Source organism: Arcticibacterium sp., assembly GCF_055134445.1.
Map to the genome: position 1 here is coordinate 1 of NZ_JBSRVI010000186.1, position 23,088 is coordinate 23,088.

The window sequence follows — 23,088 nt, forward strand, 5'->3', positions numbered from 1 at the left end:
CACATATTTATTTGAAAATATTGCTACCGGAAATTACTTTTTGCAGTCTTCTTTTGTAGGGTTTGAAAAAACTTTGAGTCCTTCTTTTCTTTTAACCAAAAACACCGTAGCCCCACTAATGACTTTAAGGGAAGGCTCAGAATTAAGTGAAGTGGTGGTGCGGGAGAACAAACCTTTATATGTCAATGAAATAGACCGAACTGTTATAAATGTATCGTCCAGTCTGGTTTCTGCGGGTGGAACAGCCCTCGAAATATTAGAGCGTTCGCCTGGTGTTATTGTGAATCGCCAAAGCAATAGCATTGCTTTAGTAGGCAAAAGCGGGGTGGTTTTAATGATAAATGGCAAAATAAGTTATATGCCTGCGGCAGCCGTGGTACAAATGCTCCAAGGTATGAGTGCTGATAATATTGAAAGCATTGAGTTGATAACTACGCCTCCAGCTCAATTTGATGCCGAAGGAAATGCGGGTTATATCAATATTGTTTTGAAAAAACGCTTAGACGAAGGCTTCAATGGCACCTATTCTTTATCTGCAGGATATGGAAAAGGACTTAAGACGAATGATAATTTGACTCTCAATTATAGAAAAGGGAAGGCCAATCTTTTTGGTACCTATTCTTATGTACAGCAAAACGGCTTTCAGCCCTTTGAATTTGAAAGAGATTATTTAAGAAATGGTCAAGATATTTCAATTTTCACAACGGCCTCCAGGGATACCAAACAAGAAAACCATAATTTAAGAATGGGGATGGATTTTGATGTAAGTAAAAAAACGGTCTTAGGCTTTCTATTTACAGGATATCAAAATGCATGGGCTATGAACAGTCTTAACCAAGGGACCACCAAAGTAAATAATGTAAAAGATTCAAGCGTGGAAGTGAAAAATTCAGAAACCAATACTTGGAGCCATTTGGGAGCTAATTTTAATTTGACACATAAGTTTAGCGATAAGAATTATGTAAGTTATGACATTGATTATTTAAAATATGATAATAGTAATCCGAATAATTACGCGAATAGTTTTTTCAATAACAATGATAATTTAACAAGCACTTATATGACTAGAAGTACAAAACGAACACCACTTTATACCTGGGTTAGTCGGTTAGATTTTCATAATGTTTTGGGTAGTAAAGGAAGTATAGATTATGGGATAAAAGGTAGTTATAATAATTTCGAAAATAAAGTGGAGGTTCAGAATCAAAAAGAAAATAGCTGGGTTACAGACAAAACACTAACTAGTAGCAGTTTTCTAAATGAAACTATTTTGGCCGCTTATAGCAGCATGGATTATCAATTCAATGATAAAACAAGCTTAAAAGCGGGTTTAAGATATGAGCACACAGACTCTGAACTTGAAACAGAAACTGGCGAAAAGTTAGTGGACAGAAACTACGGATTATTTTTCCCTACTTTGTATGTCAGTCATAAAGTCAATAAAGATTTAAGCATGAATTGGGCTTATAATAAGCGAATTACAAGGCCTACTTTCAATGATTTAGCTCCTTTTGTGATACTTCTTGACCCCAATACCTTCATTTCTGGAAACGCTGCCATTCAGCCAGCTATTTCTAATTCTGTAAAATATGCTTTAAGCTATAAATCTTTGTTCGTGAGTCTAGATTACAGCCATCAAAAATATAGTATCGCCAATTTCCAGCAGTTTTATGATGATGTAAATGACCGTTTTGTTTTCTCTGCTGCTAATTTGGATTATACCAACACCTTTTCTGCTACTATAGCCGCACCTTTAAAAGTAAACAAATGGTGGAATATGAATAACAATTTGATATTGCTTCATCAGAAAGTGAAATCTAGTATCTATGTAAATCCGCTGGAATTTTCTGTTTTGACGTATCAATTTAATACCACACAATCTTTCAGGATTTCGGATAAATTAATGGCTGAAGGAACAACCTTTTTTAGCGGGCCAAGCTTTTTCGGAACCTATAAGGTGAAACCTTTTTATGGCATAAACCTGGGTATGCAATACAAACTAAAAAGCGACAAAGGAAGCCTACGTTTAGCCTTAACCGATTTAGCGGAATCCATAAAATACAGAACGGAGATTTCTGTACCGTCAGAAAACTTTTCGTCTAAAAACGTCTGGGATTTCAGTAACAGAACACTCATGCTGACTTATACCGCCTCTTTCGGTCGAAAAGAAATTAAGTCGTCAAGAGGAAGACAAGGCGGAGCAGCCGATGAACGGGCTAGAGTGAATTAAGCTTACCACTCCCTAAAGAAGAGTAAAAACCAAAAGCATTAAATACTTTATTCTCTAAATTTATTCGAAATAAGCCATGAAAGCTATGTCACACATCACCGATGTTTCTGAATTTAAACCTACCCTAGATAAAGACAGGATTAACTCTTTAGATGTCCTTCGCGGCATTGCATTACTAGGGATTTTACTAATGAATATCAATGGAATGGGACTGCCTTTTTCCTATTCGGACCCAACGATTGTGGGAGAAGCACATGAATTAAACTTGAAAGTTTGGATTATCAATAACATGCTCTTTGAAGGCACCATGAGAGGGCTTTTTACACTACTTTTTGGGGCGAGCATTATTTTATTGACATCCGGTTTAGAGAAAAAAGGAGCTGGAATAATGGCTGCAGATATTTATTATAGAAGAACACTTTGGTTGCTTCTTTTCGGTATAATTAATGTGTACATTTTCTTATGGGATGGTGATATTCTTTATCCGTATGCTCTTTTGGGGTTAACATTGTTTCCTTTCAGAAATGCAAGTGTTAAAACGCTCTTGTCTTGTGCGGGAGTTTTACTTTTATGTGGAGCCTTATGGTATGCAAGTGATTATCAAAATGAACTTAAGACCCAGAATGAAGGAATCGCCATGCAAAATATTAAAGATTCTGGCGAGACTTTAACAAAAAAACAAGAAGAGAAAATAAAGGCTTTTGATAAGCAAAAAACGAAACATACAAAAGAAGAAATAGAAGAAGACATTGCCTCAAAACAACAGGGATATTTTAAAGCCATGATGGCTAAAGTGAAAGAAAATCAGTTTATGCAGACTTGGATTATGTATCGTTACTGGCCGTGGGACATATTGAGTTTTATGCTCATAGGAATGGCTTTTTTCAAACTTAGGATTTTCCATGCAGAAAAATCAAAGCGTTTTTATTTCATTATGATGTTAGTTGGTTACGGAATAGGATTGAGCGTTAATTTTTTGGAGACCATGATGATTGTTGATAGTAATTTTAATGTTGTTACTATAGCCAAAGCAGATAGGACGTACGATTTAGGTAGACTACTTACTACATTGGGACATGTGGGTTTGGCCATGTTATTTATTAAATCTGGTATTTTGGGTTTTCTCCAAAAAGCATTGGCGGCTGTTGGAAAAATGACCTTAAGTAATTACCTCATGACCGCAATTGGCACATCCATTATATTTTATGGTTTTGGTGTATATGGAAAATTAGAGCGTTATGAGCTTTATTATATTGTTGCAGGTTTTTGGCTTTTTCAGTTAATCTTTAGCCCTATCTGGTTGAAATATTTTAAACATGGGCCATTCGAGTGGCTTTGGCGTTCTCTTACATATCAAAAATGGCAAGAATTTAAACGTAAGGGTTAATTGGCTCCTAACAGTTGGTTTTTAAACATTAAGGAATTAAGATTATTAAGGAATTTGAAGATTTGAATTTGGTATAAGAGCCTTAATGACCCTTATTTCTTCATGTTATATTTATAAATCTATTGAAGTACTTCTAAAAAAGTAAATATTCGGTTCATAAGAAGTCATAAGGCTTATGACAAAATAGAATGTGCAAACGTATAATGAAAGAGCAATAAAAACAAAAAAAGAATACCTAGCTGTTTCGGAGCGAATAGAGGAACAACTGAAGGTTGGAGGAAATGATACTTCGGAAGATAATAAGGACTTTATTGAAAGTTGGTCTTGGTTGTGAATTATGAAGAGCTTACCATGCCAGTAGAATCGTCTAATTTAGAGAAGTTATTAATTTAAGGATGTATGAAATGGGTCTGAACCAATTAAGTTTGTCGAAAGTCCATCAAGAATTAATCAATTATTAACATCCGAAGTGCCAAGTACTCTAAAAGTGGCTAAATCATATACCCAAGCGGTCAAAAGGCTTTTTTGTAGCTATAAGAAGTTTTCCGTTTTTAAATAATATACGTATTAACTACTTAATGATTTAAAGCTCTTCAATGCTTATTTATATATCAGATTACCTTATTCTTTAGGCTAAGTATTACGGTATAACTGGTTTAAATAGATTTTTTTTGGATTAATTAGAAGTAGTCGGGGTATTTATTAAAAACTTTTAATAACTTATGTTTTAAGAATTAATAGCCAAAAATGTACAGGTGGCTATTCTCGAAGTTTAATTGGAGGATGGAGTTAAGAACGCAAAACAAGCGAATTTTATCAATAGACATCATGAGAGGGCTTACGCTTTTCTTGATGCTTTTTGTGAATGACCTTTTTATTCCGGGGGTTCCACAGTGGCTGGGTCATACAAGTGCAACGGAAGATGGGTTAGGTCTGGCAGATTGGGTTTTTCCAGGCTTTTTATTTATGGTGGGTTTGTCTATTCCTTTTGCATTTGCTGCTCGTGCTAAAAGTAAGGAAAGCTCTTTTCAGCTGGTATTGCATATTTTGAGCAGGACCTTTAGTTTATTAATTATTGGGGTTTTCATGGTCAATGCCTCAGAAAGCTTTAACGAGGAGCTTACCGGAATAAGTAAAACGCTCTGGGTGGTTTTAGGTTATATCTCCGTGTTTTTGGTTTGGAACAAATATCCTAAAGGGAGTAAAGTTGCTTATCTAAAATATGTAGGTATAGTACTGTTGCTTTTCCTAGCGTTCATTTTCAGAGGGGGCACAGCAGAAAATCCAACGTTTATAGAAAAAAGTTGGTGGGGCATTTTAGGCTTAATTGGTTGGGGGTATTTTACCGCTGCTTTTACCTATTTTTTTCTGAGAGACAGTGTCTGGAAGACAGCATTGGCTTGTTTGGTTTTTCTAAGCTTAAACATGCTCTCCGTCTTGGGATTGACAGCCTTTCTAAATCCTCTTAAATCTATTTTTGGAGTTATTCTAAATGGCAATGTGCCTTTTATCGTGCTTTCTGGACTGCTTATAGGCGTTCTTTTAAAGCAATTCAGAAATGAACATATCAAGTTTTTGAAACAGATAATTCCAATAAGCTTGGGAAGCTTAATACTAGCGTTTGTACTTCACAACTGGTTTATTTTCTCTAAAATTCAGGCTACGCCTAGTTGGGCGATGCTTTGTAGTGGCATAAGTATGTTGCTTTTTGCGGTATTATATTATGTGCTTGATGTGAAAAGTATAACGGGTGTTTTCAGACCATTTAAGCCAGCGGGTGAAAATTCGTTAACAACTTACTTAGCCCCAGATATTGTCTATTATTTAATCTGGTCGATGCCTTTTCAAGTATTATTTTATAAACAAGATGAAACACAGTGGTTGGCGGTTTTGGGTTCTTTAGTGTGGGCTTTTGCCATGATAGGTTTCGCTGCAATTCTTTCTAAAATTGGCGTCAGATTAAAATTGTAATTTCGCTTTTTTTTTTAAACTTTAACAACCCTTTTGAATGAAAAAAATCATCGTATTTACGCTTTCGTTGCTTATCTCAGGAATAGCATTGGCTCAAGAAACGTTGCCGGTAAGAGGGCTTGCGATAGCCGCCCCGGATAAAAAGAATGTAGACCGTTTTGTGAAATTTATCAATGAGGAATTAGCTCCTCGCCACATCAACACTTTAATCTTAAGGGTGGATTATAATTTTCAATATAAATCTCATCCAGAATTGGCCAGAAAGGATGGGCTATCTCAATCTGAGGTGGACAAAATAGTGGCTGCATGTCAAAAAAATAAAATTGCTGTAATTCCACAGGTCAATTTATTAGGACATCAGTCTTGGGCAGAGGAGGAGGAGATGCTCTTGAAGGCCTATCCAGAATTTGATGAAACACCCGGAGTGAAGATGCCGAAGAAGTATGAATGGCCTAATAGTGATGGACTGTACTGCAAAAGTTACTGTCCGCTTCATCCAGGAGTGCATAAGGTGGTTTTTGAAATAGTAGATGAGATAATTGCTGCTTTTAAGGCGGATGCTTTTCATGCGGGTATGGATGAAGTCTTTTATATCGGACATGAAGACTGCCCAAGATGTCAGGGAAGAGATAAGGCAGAGTTATTTGCAGGAGAGGTAACTAAAATCCGTAATCATTTGGCCCAAAACGGCAAACGTTTATGGATTTGGGGAGATAGATTAATAGATGGAAAAACTACTGGAATAGGGCTATGGGAGGCGAGTTATAATAATACGCACAGAGCCATTGATATGATTCCTAAAGATGTCATGATTTGCGACTGGCATTATGAGCGTGTAGATCCTACGGCTGTTATGTTTGCCATGAAAGGATTTGATGTGGCTATTTCGCCATGGCGAAATACAGAATTGGCTTTAAAGCAAAAGGAAATGATGCTAGACTTAAGAGCCAACGCTACTCCAGAAATGAAAGAGCGTTTTACAGGCATGGTTCAAACGGTTTGGAGTTCAGCAGGCAGCTTTTTAGACAGGTTTTATGGCGATAGTCAAGAAGATAGTGATGCCAAGTGTTTTAAGGCTTTGTTTGAGAAGGAGTGATTGGTTGTGTTATTCCTTAAATGGATTATCAGGACTCCCATATAAGCGACGTATCCCTTCAGAACCAATTTTCATTTCAAGTATTTTTAGATATTTGAGTATTTTTTTTAGCTCATCTTTGTCATAGTTGCTTCTTAGGGCACCAATAGCTTGATAGTCATCACAGTTGTAGATCATTGTGTATCCAATTACTAGCTGGTTGATATAGATTTCCTTTTTTATATTTGAGAATATTCCCATAACTTAATTTAAATTTAGATTAGTGTTTATCAATGTTCATTCAATTATTTTTAATAAATAGTCAAAAGGCAAACAAGTTATCTACAGAGTTACGGCATAAAGAGGAATATTGGTTAACCAATCATCTTCCCTAAACGGACTCATAGATATCCTTAAGGCCGTTCCTGGTTGATATTTGTCTACGAACACTTTTAGACTTTTTGATTTTAAGTTTTCTTCAGCTTTAACTTCTATTGGGATAACGGCGTTTTTTTCTTGAATTAGAAAGTCTATTTCGGCGGTGCCATTTGGGGCAGACCAATAATAGAGTTCGTGATTTAATTTTAATTGTTGACAAACATACTGTTCTGTTAATGCACCTTTGAACTCTTTTAAGATGTCATTTCTTTCTAGTAAAATGGTTTGGTCAATGTTGGCCATGGCGTTTAATAAGCCTATGTCTACAAGGAAAAGCTTAAATGCATCTAAGTCGGAGTATGAACTTAGTGGAATGGATGGCTTGTTGATTCTATTTACTTTAAGGATTAATCCTGCATCTATTAGCCAATTTATCGCATTTTCAAAGTCTTTTGCTCTTGCTCCCTTTTTTATTTGACCATAGATAAACTTCTTGTTCTCTTTTGATATTTGACCTAAGATAGAACCAAAAACTTGCTTTATTCTTGGTACTATTTCCATGGGAGCGTGTTTAGCAAAATCATTCTCATAACCCAGAATTATTTTCTTTTGCAAGCTTCTTACCGTTTCTAAGTCTTTGTCCTGAATGTAACTAGAAACGACTTCTGGCATACCACCTATAAAGTAATATAGACGCAAGTACTGGACAAGTTTTTTATGGAAAGAACTTATAATTTCCCATCTCTGCTCTTCAATACTTAAAGCCAAAGCGTTTTCGCCAATATTCTCTAAAAACTCTAAGAAACTTAATGGATATAATTCCAGAAAATCAACTTTACCGACGGGGAAGGAATTGTTCTTTTGAAGGCTCAATCCTAGCAAAGAACCTGCTGCTATTATGTGATATTCGGGAGCTTTTTCGTAGAAATATTTTAATGCAGTTAGTCCCTTTTCGGCTTCTTGGATTTCATCAAATATTAAAAGGGTGGTGTCGGGATCTATTTTTACTTTGGTCTCAATCTCTATGACCAAGATTATTCTTTCTATGTCAAAATCTGAAAGGAAAATATTTTTAAGCCTTTCGCTACTTTCAAAGTTTAAATAGGCAATAGACGAATACTCCTTTTTGCCAAACTCATTCATGAGCCAAGTTTTGCCTACCTGCCTTGCTCCTTTAATGATTAAAGGCTTTCTGTTTTTCGAACTTTTCCACTTTGTTAATTCTTTAAATATGACTCTATTCATGAACTTGTAGCAATAATTTAAATCAAAAATACATTTATTCGTACGAATAAATGTATAATTACACACATTTTCGTACGAATAAATGTAGGGATGCTACACTTTTCCTAAGGAATATCTATCAATAAAAATTTCATAATATATTTTGTGCTAGGTATAATTTCACCCTTCTTCCAAATTCCACTCGATTTGCCAAAACAATTTTGGCGAACTTCTATGATATAAAAATGGCAAAGCCCACCGAGCTTTGCCATAATATTTTCTTCAAAAGGAATTTATCCCTAATTTAAAATCTTCACTTTGATATCCTTAAAATAGGCAATACTTTTGGGGTCATGGCCTTGAAGTGCGAAAGTTCCAGAGCTCAGCCTTTTAGTCCCACGACTTTCTGGAAGTACATCAGGCTCGGTATAATCTACGGCTACTTTTCCGTCTATTTTAATAATAATTCTTTTACCATTTACAATGATATGATACTGGTACCATTTGTTGTCTTCGGCAAAATTCTCCTTTACATCTTCAACACTATAAAGACTTCCCGTTTTTCGCCAATCGGTATGCGTTTGATTTACTTGTATTTCATATCCTTTTGATGGCCAGCCAGTAGCCTGGTAGGCGGTATGGATAAAAATTCCAGAGTTAGACCCAGGCATGGTCATGGCTTTTATTTTAAGCTCAAAATTCTTAAAGTCATGATTTCCTACAGTTCCATCATAAAAAACGTGAGCCCTTTTACCTGCTACTTTAATAGTGCCATCTTCAATCGAGAAACAGCTTGGGTCGTCTTCATTGATATGCCAGCCATCAAATGTTTTTCCATCAAAAAGCGAAGTCCAGCCCTTTTGAGCAAAGGCTAAATTGGTCGTAAATAGAATAAGGAGTAGTAGTGTTTTCTTCATGATTTTATGGGTTCGAGGGTTTGAATAATATCAAGATACAATATAAAGAAATTTGTTTCTATATACCCAGTCCTCCATTGATTTCTTCGGAAGCCCTACTTTCTCATCTATTTTTCTCGTGGTAGCTTACTTTTCTTTATATCAGCCTAGGTTAAGTGTATTTGTCAAATCTCCTTAAAGTTACTCACGCTTCAAACTCTCCACAGGGTTTAATAAAGCTGCTTTAACAGATTGGTAACTAACGGTCAACAAGGCTACAAAAGCAACTAAAAGGCCAGGAATAGAGAATGACCACCAAGTTATATGTATCCGGTTTGCGAAATTTTGCAGCCACTTTTCCATGATCCAATACGCCAGAGGTGAGGCCATAAGTGTGGCCATTGCTATTAATTTTAGGTACTCTTTTGAAAGCAAATTAATAATCTCTATTACGCTAGCTCCTAACACTTTGCGTATGCCTATTTCTTTGATTCTTGCACCTGCCGCAAATGTCGCCAAACCAAAAAGCCCAATGCAAGATATAAGTAAAACAATACCTGCAAAGGAATAAAACATGGTCAATTGTTTAGTTTCCGACTCGTGAAGTTTAGCGTATGTATCACTCAGAAAGTCATATTTGAAAGCCATATTTGGTAAATTAGCTTGCCAAATTTTCTCCACTGAAGCAATAGCTCCTGAAATATTGTGGGCATTTGCTTTTATGCTTATGGTGCTCTGTCGGTTGTTATTTCTGTAAAGAAGCAAAGGCGAAATTTTTTCTTTTGGACTTTTGAAATGAAAGTCTTTTACGATAGCAATAATTTGTCCTGTACGACCCTGATAGGTGAATTTTCGACCTAAAATAGGTTCTTTCAGTTGAAATTCCTTTACGGCCGTTTCGTTTAAGATGATATGATTGTCATCGCTTGAGTTTTTGGGCTCAAACCATCTTCCACTTTTAATGTTTAATCCAAAAAATGCTTGATAATTATCAGAGACAGACATTGGCGAAACTGTAGGATTCCAGTCTTTTTCTCTTCCATCCCAATCTAGACTTCCGCTATGATTATTACTGAAATCCACAATGTTTCCGCTGCTACGGGTGATATTAATCAGCTGACTTTCGTTTTGTAATTGACTGTAGATCAAGGCAGTTTTGTCGCCAGATTGATCGGCATACCAGGGAATGGAGATAGAAAAAACTTGCTCTTTATTGTATCCTAAGTCTTTATTCTGAATGAAGTTTAATTGATTAAATATCAATGTTGTACATATCAAAAGGGTAATGGTAAATGCAAATTGAAATACAACTAAAACTTTGCGAAAAGTCGCTTTTCGGGTACCAAGTAGTGATTTACCACGGATTAATTCTAAGGGTTTAAGGTTTGCTAAAAGTACAGAAGGGTAAATACCATTAAACAAAATTGTAACTAACGTAATGCCTCCCAGTATTTGCCAAACGAGAATGTTTTTACTTATATTAAATTTATATTCGACCAATGTCTCTAATCTTGGAAGTCCAATATATATAAGAGCAATGGCAAGCAGCATCGCCAAAAAACTTGTAAGGGCAGATTCGGTGAAAAATTGGTAAAACAAACCTTTTTTCGAGGCACCCATAAATTTTTTAATACTAACTTCTTTGTTTCGGAGACTAAGATTGGCCGTAGTAAGGTTTATGTAATTTATGCATGCTGTCAAGAGAATTAAAAACGCAATTCCTGAAAAAATATAGAGTACCTGTTTGTCGATTGGTGCAATTAATTCCCCTTGTGTGATAGAATCGTCGAAGTGTATAGCGGATAAAGCTTGAAGTTCGAGTTTGTTGCTTTCATTTTTATCGTCCCTAAGCTTTCTGAACATCGTTGTCATTTTTTTTGAAAGCCCTGCTAGTTCAGCTTTTTCGTTACATACCACAAAGGTTTGGTAATTGAAACTATTCCAATTTTGGTCGTTTTTTAATGCTTCTGAATTTGTTAATCTGGCTGCATTTTGAACGTACACATCGTACTTAAAAGTGGTGTTTGGTGGGTAATCAGCTAAAACTACTTTGATGACCAAATTTAGAGAGTCCAGCTGTATCAATTTATCTAATGGGTCGCTTTCTCCAAATAATTCTTTTGCCTTCGACCTGGTAATGGCAATGGCATTTTTGTTGTTTTTGAGACTAACCAAACTCCCATTAATTACTTCGTAATCAAATATGTCAAACCAATTACTTTCGACATACAAAAGTTTCTTGACAGATATTAACTTATTGTCAATCCTTACATCTGCGTCATTCCATGGGGTATAAAGGTATGTCGTTTCAATTATTTCGGGGAAGTTGTTTTTGAGCTCTTGAGGTAAGAGCATTGGTGTTAAGCCCCAATGCCAAGTTTCGTTTTCATTGATTTTTATATGTGAAGTAACTCGGTAGATTGCTTTTGATTTTTTATGAAAATCATCAAAAGTAAATTCGTTATAAATCCAGAGTATAAGCATAACGGCGGTAGCCATACCCAATCCCAAGCCACCAATATTAATATAGGTGTATAGCTTGTTTTTAGTAAGGTTTCGCCATGCGAGTATGAAGTTGTTTTTTAGCATAAAGTAATTTTCAAATTTAGATAACTGAGTTTCTCAAAAAGTTATCTAATTCTGTCGAAGCTATTCTCGTCTTAAAGTTTCAACAGGATTTATAAGAGCTACTTTCACGGCTTGATAGGAAACCGTTAGTAGGGCAACGGATAGTGCAGAAATGGCTGAAATTACGAATATCCACGGCTGCATTTCTTCGTGGTAAGGATAATTTTGCAAGAACTCTTGTCCTGCGAAATATGCCAATGGCAAAGAAATGACCAACGAAATAAGTGTGAGTATAAGAAAGTCTTTGGTTAAGAGTTTGACAATACTCACTACTGAGGCACCGATGGCTTTTCTAATTCCTACCTCCTTACTTCTGTTTTCGGCAGATAAAAGGGCCAGGCCAAAAAGTCCAATACATGAAATGAAGATGGTCAACAGTGTGCTTATAAATGTTATCTGTTGCCATTTGGCTTCTTTTTCATAGTCCTTTATATTTTCTAAGTTCTTGAAATTATAAGAGTAAGAATTTCTAGGGAATATACTTTTAAAGGTAGTTTCTATATGTGCTAAACTCTCCGACTCGGATTTAGGAGCAATTTTAATATTTGCCATACCAAAACCGTTTGGTTTCAATGTGAAAAGTTGTGGGCGAATTTCCTGACTTAAGTTTAAAAAATGATAATCTTTTACTACCCCCACGACGGTGTATTTTTCATTGTCTTTATACCAAAAGTCTACAGTTTGACCTAAGGGCACTTTCCAGCCTGCTTTTTTTGCGAAAGCCTCATTTATCAAAACTCCTGTAGAAGCATCTGCAGGAAACTCTGTTGAGAAATTTCTTCCTGCTTTGAGCGTCAGTTTTAGCATAGGAATATAGGCCTCGTCAATAGTCTCATAGGCGAAATTTAGTTCGTCTTTCCCGTTTACTTTGGCTGATGTAGCCCATCCGCCACTATTTTTTGCCGCAAGACCCTGAATGTTCGCATTTTTAAGAAGTAGCTCTCTAAAAAGGGTTGCTTTTTCTTTATCTATATTCTGTCCAAAATACACTTCTATAATATCCTTATCGTCATAGCCAAGGTCTTTGTTTATTAAGAATTTGAACTGATTGTAAACCGTTAAAGAAAGGACTATTAAGAAACCTGCTAAAGCAAACTGAACCACCACCAGAGATTTTTGAAGGTAGTTTTTACCTAATAGTTTAGTTCGGTTGTAAAGCGAAGACACAGGACTAAGACCACTTAAAACCAGTGCTGGATAAAAGCCTGCCAAGGTGGAGGTGAGTATGAAGGTCATTATATAAAATCCAATAAGCTTAGCGTCTAGCAGATAGCTAAAGGATAGAGCTTTGTTGGCCAGTTCATTAAATGTTGGGAGGAATAAATTAACCAGCAAGATGGCGAAAATGAAAGCCAAAAGACCAATTAAGTAGGACTCTCCAAGAAATTGATAAATTAGCTGTTTTTTATCTCCGCCGACCACTTTTCTTAGGCCAATTTCTTTGGCTCTTTTAAGCGACTGGGAAATGGTTAGATTGATAAAATTGATACAAGCAATGATCAATAGAAAAATAGCTATTCCTGATAATAAATAAGATAGCATGGGGTTACTGCTGTCTTTTAGGCCGTTTTGAGCCACATAGTCGGTACTCAAATGCATATCTTTTAAAGATTGTAAAACATATGTTGAGCTACCTACGTCTCCATAGGTTTCCTGCATTTCTTTTAGTGCCAATGCCGTTTCTTTCTTATAATAAGACGCTATTTGGGCTTCTACTTCCTTCTTGTTAGCTTTTTCATCTAACACCACAAAAGTGTTTAAGAAATGATTAAACCACTGTTCATTGTCAGCTTCAGAGGAGACAATGTAAGGTATCAGCATATCAAACTTTATACTGGAGTTTTGAGGTGATTTTTTGGTGATTCCGGTGACGGTGAAGTATTTAAAATCGTCTCCATCTTTTATTTCTATAGTTTCGTAGAGGGCGTTCTTTTTACCAAAAAATTGTACTGCTTTTTCTTCAGATAGAACAATAGAATGAGGTTCTTTCAGTGCCGTTTTGGCATCGCCATACACCAGAGGGAAACTAAAAATAGAGAAGAAAGAAGAATCGGCACTGAGCATTTCAAAGCCATCGACTTGGTTTTTCTGTCTGACATCCTTGTATTCTCCCTTTACCCTTACATAATCTTTGATGCCTGGTACGTTAGCATGAAACATAGGTCCATGTGGATTTCCAGTGTTACTATCCGTCCCGCCTTTGCTGCCGTCTGGCTTGTACCAATTATTAACAACCCTGAAAATTTGTGGTTCTTGAGCATGGAAACGGTCGTAGCTTAGCTCGTCTTTAACATACAGCGTAATAAGCATTACCACGGCTAAGCCTAGCGACAAGCCCAAAATATTAATAGAACTAAATACTTTATTTCTAATAAGATTTCTCCAAGCGATTTTGAAATAGTTTCTAAACATAGTGTTTTGCTTAAGCGTTTCTATATTTAAAAATTGTCACACATTATGCCATTATGTACAAGTGTCTCATAATGAGTGTTCTATTTCAACTCTGGGATGTTAATTTTGTTCAGTTTCGGACAGTTTTTCCGTTTTTGGACAGTTCAGCGTCGAATTCATTTATTTCAAATAAACGGTTTGTCTATTGACAAACTCCATCATACCGTCTTTACCGAGTTCTCTGCCGTATCCAGAGTTTTTAGTTCCGCCAAAGGGTAGCCTTGGGTCAGACTTCACCAGTTCATTGATAAAGTATGCTCCATCTGGAATCTCTGGGGCCATAGAAAGTGCCAACTCAATATTGGTAGTACAAACGGTCACACCAAGTCCAAAACTCGAATTTGCCGCTAATTGATAGGCTTCTTCTGTGTTTTTGGCTTTTATCATGGCAGCTAAGGGTCCAAAGGTTTCTTCGTCGAAAGCCGGCATTCCAGGTAATACATTTCCTAAAACGGTAGGCTCATGGAAGGCTCCGTTTCTACCTCCTCCCAAAAGGATCTCGGCTCCTTGGCTAACGGAGACGCTTATTTGTTTCTGAAGATCAGTAGCTAATTCCTTTCGAGCCAAAGGGCCAATGGTCGTTTCAATTTTTAGCGGGTTTCCTGTTCTTAGCTTCTTAGTGATGGCGATGAATTTCTCAACAAATTCGTCATAAATACTTTCTGCGATGATAAACCTTTTAGCGGCTATGCAGCTCTGCCCAGCGTTCAACATTCTAGCTTTTACGGCTAGCTCAGCTACCTCGTCTAAATCCGCGTCTTCAAGTACTATAAACGCATTATTTCCACCGAGTTCTAATAGTGACTTTTTGAGGTATTTTCCGGCCAATGCCGCAACAGACTTACCGGCGGCTTCGCTTCCCGTTAGAGTTACGGCTTTTATGGCTTCATGAGAAATAATAATTTCCGTTTTGCTTGAGCTTACTAAAAAGCTCTGGAAAACAAATTCTGGGTAGCCCGCTTTTTTGAAAACGTCTTCTATGCATAACGCACATCCAAAAACATTGGATGCATGTTTTAAAACGCCAGTGTTTCCTGAAGTTAGCGTAGGTGCTGCAAATCTTATAACCTGCCAAAAAGGGAAATTCCATGGCATTACCGCGAAGACAGTGCCTATTGGATGATGTGCGACAAAACTCTTCTGAGCGTCGGTTTCTATGAATTCATTTTTTAGAAACTCTTCTGCATTTTCTGCGTAGAAATCACATGCCCAAGCACATTTTTCTATTTCTGAGCGAGATTCGGAAATAGGTTTCCCCATTTCCTCCGTTATGGTTTTGGCGTATTCTTCGATGTTTTCTCTAAGGACTTCGCCTGCCCTTGTGAGTAATTTGCATCTGTCCAGTAATGGTACTTTTCTCCAGCTTTCAAAAGCACCCTTTGCTTTGTCTAATTTGGAAATAATTTCCTCATCTGTGAGTTCTTGATAGTTATTTAAGAGTTGGTCTGTTGCCGGATTTATACTTTTCATATTACCTGTTTTATGCTTGGCCTCCTAGGAGGGTGTTATCGAAATTGAATGAATTAAACTAGAGATGTCTCATGAAAATCTGTCTCAAAGAATACTTCATCTAATTTACGATAAACAGGATAGAGAGGTTCCTAACTCATTCAGATTTTAATGAATTGACGGGATTCATTTGAGCTGCTTTAATAGCGTGGTAAGCCACCGTGATAAATGCTATTAGCAAAGCTAAAGCTCCTGAAGAAGCCAATACTTTCCAGTCTACACCCACTCTGTATGGGAATTTTTCTAGCCAAGAATTCATGATATAATAGACCATGGGCGATGCTATTAGGATAGATGCTAAAACCAATAAAAGAAAGTCTTTGCTCATGAGTACTACCAGCCTATGTGTGTCAGCTCCTAAAACTTTCCTTACACCTATCTCCTTGGTTCGGTTTTTAATCACCATAAGTGCTACCGCAAAAAGCCCGATACAAGAAAGAAGAATGGCAATGCTGGCGGCGGTAACAAAGATTTTCGCAAACTTCTGCTCCTTTTTGTACTGGTTGTTTGTGTTTTCATTTAGGAAAGATCCTTGAAAATCAGCCTGCGGAGCATAAGCCAGATATTTGTCCTCTAAGAGTTTCATGGTTTGTCCTGGATTTAAGCCATTGATTTTGACAAGAATATAGGAAATACCAAATGGCTTGTTAAACATTAATGTCAAAGGCTCTACCGTTTTGTGCAGTGACTGGAAATGATAATCTTTTACAATCCCGATAATTGTTTTTCCTTCGTCCAAATTGATTCTGGTACCTATTAAATCTTCTATACTTCCAAGCTCTCTGGCCATGGCTTCATTGATGATACAGGCTTCCGTGCTGTCTGTGGCGTATTTCTTATTAAAACTTCTACCGGCTATAAGTTGTAAACCCACGGTTTCTACATAGTCAAAATCTACATTAAGACCGTTGGTTTGAATGTTCTTGTTCTCTTGGTTGAACCCGAAAACGGATGACATACTGCTGTGGTCATTGCCAATACCTAGGTTGCCATCAGAGCCCGTAATACTTTGAATTTGACTTTCGCCGGCTAAAGCATTTCTGTAATAGCTTAAAAGTGAATAGCCATCAATGCTGTTACCCACAGGAATACTAATCACATGTTCTTTATCAAAACCCAATGGTTTGTTTTGCAGCAGGTTTATCTGATTCCAGATAACAAAAGTGGCCGCTATTAAACCAATAGAAATAGTAAACTGAACCACAATGAGCGTATTCCTGATTCCGCCTTTTACCAAACTCGTTTTTACTTTACCTTTTAAAACCGCCACGGTCTGAAATCTCGAGACCATCAATGCGGGATATCCACCTGCCAAAGCAGTAATGATGGTAAAGGTTATGAAGATGCTTAGCAAAACATTTACTTGAAAGAGCTGCTTGAAATTTAGATGTCCATTTAATAATGCATTCACTTCAGGAATTATAAATAGAGCTGTAGTCATAGCCAAAACGAAAGCAAGAAAATATGTGATAAAAGCTTCGCTCCAAAACTGCCAAATGAGCTGTTTTCTGGTAGCACCTAATGCTTTTCGCATACCTACTTCTTTAGAGCGTTTGAAGGCTTTGGCAATGGAGAGATTGATAAAGTTTATGGATGAAATGAGAAGAACTAATAAACCAATAGCCAATAAAATATATGGGTAATAGGGGGCAGTGGCATTATTTCCAACTTCTTGGTCAAAATGTATTTCAGTAAAAGGTAATAACCTGGTGCTGATTATTTCACCACGTTCGTCACCTGCGTAACCCGATTCTTTGGCAAAATTGATGTCTTCATGGTAATACTTTTCTGTGAAAGGCTTAAGGTTTTTTTCAAAGTCTAGGTAATTGACTCCTTCGGCCAATTGTATATATAAGTCATGATTTTTTGAGTTCCAGTTGTCTTTCTGTTTTAAGTAGTCTGGAAAAGCTTCTATTCTAACCAGATTCTGATTTTCAATGGAGGAGTTTTCTGGGGCATTTTGTGTGACAGCATTGACGGTAAAGGGCACGGTGCCTGCTCCAAAATTAACCATAACGGTTTCACCGATAGGATTAGCTTTGCCAAAAATGCTTTCAGCGGTTTTTTGGCTTAGTACAATATTATTAAGTTGACTTAAAGCGGATTTTTTATTGCCTTTTAACAAATCAAAAGAAAACATTTCAAAGTAATCTTCGTCCACAAAATTGACATCTAAGTCAAAGGATTTGTCCCCTTTTTGAAGGTACATTCCTCCATCTAAAATTCTGCTGGCGTATTTTATTTCATTAGGAAACTCTGCTTTGATAGCAGGTTGTTTTGGGAAAGGCATAGCCGTCCCAAATTCTGTTTTCTCAGGTCTGTTTACTTTGTAAAAGACCTTGTACAGTTGCTCTTTGTTTGCCTGAAAGTTGTCAAAAGAAAACTCAAAATGAGCAGACAAGAAAAGCACAATGGCCACAAGAAAAGCCACAGTTAAGCCTAACATATTGATACCAAAAAACAGTTTGTCGTTTTTGATATTTCTCCAAGCTATTTTGAAATAATTTTTCAACATAATTAATGCTTTTGTGTTGCTTATTTTGATGAATACTCTGGAAAATGACCGCTAAAGAGACAGTATGTTCTTCAACCAAATCTTATTACTCGCTCACTTTCCAGTGGGGACGTCATTTTTTTTAGAAAAAAAACGAAGCAAAAAAAACAACACCATGTAAACTCACACAGTCGAAATTCTTATTCATTCATTCATCATTTAGCTTTTGATGTTAGAATTTCGACAATGTTCAAACAGTACATGGCGATATAAGGAATCCATTGTTTATATATTTTTCTATACTCGGATAAAAGAAATTTAGCCGATAAAACTACTCACTCTTTAAAGATTCTACAGGGTTGACTACAGCGGCCTTTATACTTTGATAACTCACGGTCAAAATAGAAATTAGAACGGCAGAAACTGCTGCTAAAATGTATATCCAAACAGGAATGTCAATTCTATATGAAAAGTCTTCTAGCCATTTGTTCATGACAAACCAGCCTAAAGGCAATGCTATCAAAATGGCTACACCCACTAGCTTTAAAAAGTCGATGGTAAGTCGGTAGCTAATTTGACCTACGCTGGCTCCCATTACTTTTCTTATACCTATTTCTTTGGTACGTTTTTCCGCATTAAAAGCAGCTAAACCAAATAAGCCAAGACAAGCTATTAATAAAGAAAGAATGGTGAAAGTGAAGAATATACTTCCCAAACGCTGCTCTGATTCATAAGTGTTATTGAAAGAATCATCCATGAAATAATGATTAAAAGGCTGCCCGGGAGCCACTGCCTGCCATTTTTCTTCAATTTCGACTATGGTGCTTTTAAAATCACCAGGTTTCAGTCTTACGGTTAGTTTGTTTGCGTAGCCTCCGATATGCATGCTTAGTGCAGCAATGTCGTCTTTGAATGATGAGTAGTGGAAGTTTTTTACCACACCTATAATGGTAGAATATTCTGGATTTTCAACACCGACCCCAGTGGTCAATCTTTTTCCAATGGCTTCTTCGGGACTTAGTCCCAAAATAGATAAAGCCGTTTCATTGATAACTATTCCGCTAGTGTCCGTACTAAAAGACTTGTCAAAAAAGCGTCCTGCCACCATCTCTAAGTTTAATGTTTTGGCATAATCGTGGTCTATTGCCCAGCTTTGCATCTGAACGGAATTGTTTTCTTCTCCAGAGCCTTCTAGTTCAAAGCCATTATCACTTCTGTTTGATGGAGTAGGTAAAAAGCTACTTAACGTGGCAGATTCTACTAAACCTAAGTTGGCAACTTGTTCTTTAAAAGACTCTACAGAAGTACCCGCAGCATAAACATCGTCAATGATGAGCATCTGGTCTTTTTGGAAGCCTAAATCTTTGTTTTGAATATATTTCAACTGTTGAAATACGACCAAAGTACTTATGATTAAAAAGACAGAAATAGCAAATTGAAAAACAACTAAGGAGTTTCTGATGTTTCCACCACCTATGTTTGTTTGTCCTCCGCCTTTTAATACTTTCACAGGTACAAATCTTGATAAAAAGAAAGCTGGATAGCTACCAGAGAAAAGGCCAAGAAAGAGGGTTATTAAAACTATAGTGAGCCAGAATAATGGATTGCCAAAAGGGATGGTCATTTCTTTTCCTGCCAAATCGTTAAAGTAAGGTAAGGCTATGATGGCTACTATTAATGCCACTAATAAAGATAGAAATGAGATAAGTCCTGACTCTGTTAAGAACTGTCTAACTAAACCAAATTTACTAGAACCGAGTGTCTTTCTAACGCCTACTTCTTTAGCTCTTTTTAAAGACTGGGCGGTAGATAAATTCATGAAATTTACACAAGCCAATGTCATCAGAAACAAGGCTATGAAAGAAAGAATATAGATGTTTTGCTTGTCGGAGTTGGTACTCATCTCTGCCACTCTGTTAGAGGCTAAGTGGAGATCAGTTAAAGCCACTGTGCTGTATCTGATGTAATTTCCCTCGGCTTCAAATTGTTCACGGTCTAAGCCAGGCATAAAGGCGGCAGCCCAAGGTACCATGTACTTTTCAAAAATAATCTGAAGAGGCTGCTGTAAATCTGCGGCATTTACAGAGGGAATTAATTTGATGAACGTATTAAAGTTATTACTTCCCCACTCTTGGCTTTTAGACTCTTCATAACCTTCCATGGCCATAAAAACACTATAGTTTCTTAAAAAAGAGTTTTTAGGTAAATCTGGAATTACGCCAGTTACTTTAAAGGTTTCTTCGTTATTGATAAGGATACTTTTGCCAATAGCGGAGGTATTTCCAAAGTATTTCTTTGCAGCGGTTTCACTAATAACGGTAGTGTTTGGCTGGGAAAGAGCAGTAGCCGCATCGCCTTCTAATAAATTCAAGCCAAAGAAACTTAAGAAGTTGGCATCAGCATAGGTACTTTGTTCTTCTTTTTGGTTTTCTGTGGTTTCGGGTCTTCTCACCAGCATACTACCCCAAGTTCTAAATCTGGTGGTTTCTTCTACCTGAGAAAAATTCTTTTTTAAGGCTGCAGCCATAGGAGGAACTGCCACAGCAAACTCTTGTGCTTGTCCGCCAAATTTAATGTCAACATTTAAACGATGAATTCTGTCGGCATCGGCAAACATGTCGTCAAAACTTAGCTCATCATAAATGTATAAACCAATGAGTAGCCCACCCGCCATACCAATGGCTAGCCCGAAAGTATTTAGGAAGGTGAAAAAGGGAGACTTTTTAAGGCTTCTCCATGCTATTTTTATATTGTTCTTTAACATGTTTGGTCTGCGTTTAAATATGTGCTGTACAATTACATGTTTAATTTCATACACCGTGCCATTACTTTTATTTGTCTTGTAGTCAATTGTTTGTGGTAAGTGCTGAAATGGAAAATGTCCGAAAGCGAACATTTGAAATCGCTTTCGGACAAGTATGAAGTATAGAGTTTATAATGGGTTTTGGCTTTTGATAAAAGACCTTACTCACTTTTCAAACTCTTGACAGGGTCACTCATCGCGGCTTTAATGGCCTGAAAGCTGACGGTGAGAAGGGTTATGATAACTGCCCCAAGTCCAGCAAGTAAGAATACCCACCATGCTAAATTTGTACGATACGTATATCTACTTAAGAAGGCATCCATACCAAAGTATGCCAAGGGTGCCGCAATCAGCATTGAAATGCAAACTAACCAAATGAAGTCTTTTGAGAGCATGGCCCATAGGTTTGTGACAGATGCTCCTAATACTTTTCTTACACCTATTTCTTTGGTTCGTTGCTCCGCAACAAAAGAAGCTAAACCGAAAAGCCCAAGGCAACTTATCAAAATGGCCAATGCGGTAAAAACTCCTGCCAAAGAGCTTATTCGCTCTTCCATCTCAAACTTTCTACCGTATTCATCATCAATGAATTGGTATTCAAAAGGCAGGTTTGGAAAATGCTCTTTAAACACACTTTCAACCACAACCAGGTTTTCTTTGGCAGATTTGCTTGGGTTTAAACGCAAATTATAATAGCTAACATTGCCATATTGGTCAAAAGCATAAACAGCTTGTTTCACTGGTTCGTAGGGCGACTGCGTTATGATATCATCCACCACGCCCACAATAGTCAACGCTGGGCCGGGTTCATCAGAGTCGTCTCTTAATTGAAGTCCTATTACATCTGTTTTGCCTATGTATTTCACAAAAGTTTTATTGACCAAAACCGCGTTTGAGTCGGTGGACATATCACGAGAAAGGTCTCTTCCCGCTATTACTTTCATGCCAAGAGATTTGGCATATTCTGGAGAAACCTCCGTCCAAGCGAAATCTTCCTGAAAACCTTCTTGTTTTCCTTCCCAAAGAAAGCCAGAACGGTTTGAGTAAACCTCGGTGGTAGGACTGCTAGACGTGGAGAATTCTTGAACAGCTCCACTGTTGAGAAACTGTGTTCGCATAAAATCAGATTTGCCTAAAAACTCATTTGACATCACAGGGAGCTGAATCATTCCTTCTTTGTCATAACCTATCGGCCGGTTTTTAGAATGGTTTATTTGACGCATAATCATGGAAGTGCCAATGATTAAGGCAATAGACACTGTGAACTGAAGCACCACCAGCACCTTTCTTGGAATTGCGGCGTATTTACCCGTTTTAAAAGTCCCTTTAAGGACTTTGACGGGCTGAAATGACGATAAATAAAGTGCAGGGTAACTGCCAGATATTAAGGCGGTAAGCGTGATGAAGGCTATACTAATTAGCCAAAATATACTATTTGACCAGGGGAATTCAATTTGCTTATCGGCCAATTGATTAAATGGCTGCAGAAATATTAAAACCAAAGCTATGGCAATGACGAATGCAAGAATTACCACCATGAAAGATTCACTCAAAAACTGTTTGACTAGTTGAGTTCTCAAAGAACCAATGGACTTTCTAATACCCACTTCTTTGGCTCGTTTCTCTGAACGGGCGGTACTCAAATTCATGAAATTGATACATGCTAAAAACAATACGAAAACGCCAATAATACCAAAAAGCCAGACCAGCTGAATTCTGCCGCCATTTTGTACCCCATTTTTAAAAAGAGAACGTAAGTACCAGTCTTTCATGGGCATGAGAAACAATGTTGGGTCATAAGCCTGAAAGTCTTCACCGGCGGCCTTATATTTTACTTTTGCTATGGCATCCGAAACACTCTGTACCGTTTGATTGTCATTGACCTGAGCAAACATTTGGAAAGAGTTATTTCCCCAACTGTCTACCGAGTTTTGAACCCATTCGTTTTCTGCCACGTATTGGTCCCACGGCATGATGTATTGTGTTTCGTTTAAGCTGGTATTGAAAGGGAAGTCTTTATAAACAGCCGTAACTTTCATGTC

Annotated in this window: 14 protein-coding genes; 5 read left to right on the forward strand and 9 right to left on the reverse strand. The window is 37.1% G+C overall.

Annotated elements, in window-relative coordinates:
• The 5 genes from ACTBZY_RS24350 to ACTBZY_RS24370 all read left to right on the forward strand — a co-directional run.
• On the forward strand, positions 1-2,230 hold a 2,230-nt coding region (locus tag ACTBZY_RS24350; protein WP_463049013.1), incomplete at its 5' end, for a TonB-dependent receptor domain-containing protein.
• A gap of 85 nt (positions 2,231-2,315) precedes the next feature.
• Positions 2,316-3,617 (forward strand): DUF418 domain-containing protein, encoded by a 1,302-nt coding sequence (locus ACTBZY_RS24355; protein ID WP_463049014.1) that lies wholly within the window; start codon positions 2,316-2,318, stop codon positions 3,615-3,617.
• Between the two features lie 190 nt (positions 3,618-3,807).
• Entirely contained in the window at positions 3,808-3,951 is a 144-nt protein-coding gene (locus ACTBZY_RS24360) for a hypothetical protein (RefSeq protein ID WP_463049015.1), read from the forward strand.
• 413 nt (positions 3,952-4,364) lie between these two features.
• On the forward strand, positions 4,365-5,588 hold the full coding sequence (locus tag ACTBZY_RS24365; RefSeq protein ID WP_463049016.1) for a hypothetical protein: 1,224 nt from the start codon (positions 4,365-4,367) through the stop codon (positions 5,586-5,588).
• 37 nt (positions 5,589-5,625) lie between these two features.
• Positions 5,626-6,684: a family 20 glycosylhydrolase gene (locus ACTBZY_RS24370; RefSeq protein WP_463049017.1), complete on the forward strand. Its 1,059-nt coding sequence runs from the start codon at positions 5,626-5,628 to the stop codon at positions 6,682-6,684.
• 9 nt (positions 6,685-6,693) lie between these two features.
• Here ACTBZY_RS24370 and ACTBZY_RS24375 read toward each other — a convergent pair whose 3' ends face one another.
• From ACTBZY_RS24375 to ACTBZY_RS24415, 9 genes are all read right to left on the reverse strand, one after another.
• Positions 6,694-6,924, reverse strand: coding sequence for a hypothetical protein (locus ACTBZY_RS24375; protein WP_463049018.1), 231 nt, complete (start codon positions 6,922-6,924; stop codon positions 6,694-6,696).
• 81 nt (positions 6,925-7,005) lie between these two features.
• A complete protein-coding gene (locus ACTBZY_RS24380; RefSeq protein WP_463049019.1) occupies positions 7,006-8,286 on the reverse strand; it encodes an ATP-binding protein in 1,281 nt (426 codons plus the stop codon).
• A gap of 278 nt (positions 8,287-8,564) precedes the next feature.
• A complete protein-coding gene (locus tag ACTBZY_RS24385) occupies positions 8,565-9,182 on the reverse strand; it encodes a 3-keto-disaccharide hydrolase (RefSeq protein ID WP_463049020.1) in 618 nt (205 codons plus the stop codon).
• Positions 9,183-9,362: 180 nt separating this feature from the next.
• Positions 9,363-11,750 (reverse strand): ABC transporter permease, encoded by a 2,388-nt coding sequence (locus tag ACTBZY_RS24390; protein WP_463049021.1) that lies wholly within the window; start codon positions 11,748-11,750, stop codon positions 9,363-9,365.
• Between the two features lie 60 nt (positions 11,751-11,810).
• Positions 11,811-14,201 carry an ABC transporter permease gene (locus tag ACTBZY_RS24395; RefSeq protein WP_463049022.1) on the reverse strand — a complete coding sequence of 797 codons (2,391 nt, stop codon included), beginning with the start codon at positions 14,199-14,201 and terminating at the stop codon, positions 11,811-11,813.
• Positions 14,202-14,360: 159 nt separating this feature from the next.
• Entirely contained in the window at positions 14,361-15,710 is a 1,350-nt protein-coding gene (locus ACTBZY_RS24400; RefSeq protein WP_463049023.1) for an NAD-dependent succinate-semialdehyde dehydrogenase, read from the reverse strand.
• A gap of 136 nt (positions 15,711-15,846) precedes the next feature.
• On the reverse strand, positions 15,847-18,264 hold the full coding sequence (locus tag ACTBZY_RS24405) for an ABC transporter permease (protein ID WP_463049024.1): 2,418 nt from the start codon (positions 18,262-18,264) through the stop codon (positions 15,847-15,849).
• A gap of 310 nt (positions 18,265-18,574) precedes the next feature.
• A complete protein-coding gene (locus ACTBZY_RS24410; RefSeq protein ID WP_463049025.1) occupies positions 18,575-21,007 on the reverse strand; it encodes an ABC transporter permease in 2,433 nt (810 codons plus the stop codon).
• A gap of 200 nt (positions 21,008-21,207) precedes the next feature.
• Positions 21,208-23,088 (reverse strand): FtsX-like permease family protein (locus ACTBZY_RS24415; RefSeq protein ID WP_463049026.1); only part of this gene is annotated, 1,881 nt, incomplete at its 5' end.

Coding starts and splice junctions, on each gene's coding strand:
- ACTBZY_RS24370 (WP_463049017.1), top strand. CDS start 5,626: ATGAAAAAAATCATCGTATTTACGCTTTCGTTGCTTATCTCAGGAATA.
- ACTBZY_RS24355 (WP_463049014.1), top strand. CDS start 2,316: ATGTCACACATCACCGATGTTTCTGAATTTAAACCTACCCTAGATAAA.
- ACTBZY_RS24395 (WP_463049022.1), bottom strand. CDS start 14,201: ATGTTTAGAAACTATTTCAAAATCGCTTGGAGAAATCTTATTAGAAAT.
- ACTBZY_RS24375 (WP_463049018.1), bottom strand. CDS start 6,924: ATGGGAATATTCTCAAATATAAAAAAGGAAATCTATATCAACCAGCTA.
- ACTBZY_RS24400 (WP_463049023.1), bottom strand. CDS start 15,710: ATGAAAAGTATAAATCCGGCAACAGACCAACTCTTAAATAACTATCAA.
- ACTBZY_RS24390 (WP_463049021.1), bottom strand. CDS start 11,750: ATGCTAAAAAACAACTTCATACTCGCATGGCGAAACCTTACTAAAAAC.
- ACTBZY_RS24380 (WP_463049019.1), bottom strand. CDS start 8,286: ATGAATAGAGTCATATTTAAAGAATTAACAAAGTGGAAAAGTTCGAAA.
- ACTBZY_RS24365 (WP_463049016.1), top strand. CDS start 4,365: ATGTACAGGTGGCTATTCTCGAAGTTTAATTGGAGGATGGAGTTAAGA.
- ACTBZY_RS24405 (WP_463049024.1), bottom strand. CDS start 18,264: ATGTTGAAAAATTATTTCAAAATAGCTTGGAGAAATATCAAAAACGAC.
- ACTBZY_RS24410 (WP_463049025.1), bottom strand. CDS start 21,007: ATGTTAAAGAACAATATAAAAATAGCATGGAGAAGCCTTAAAAAGTCT.
- ACTBZY_RS24385 (WP_463049020.1), bottom strand. CDS start 9,182: ATGAAGAAAACACTACTACTCCTTATTCTATTTACGACCAATTTAGCC.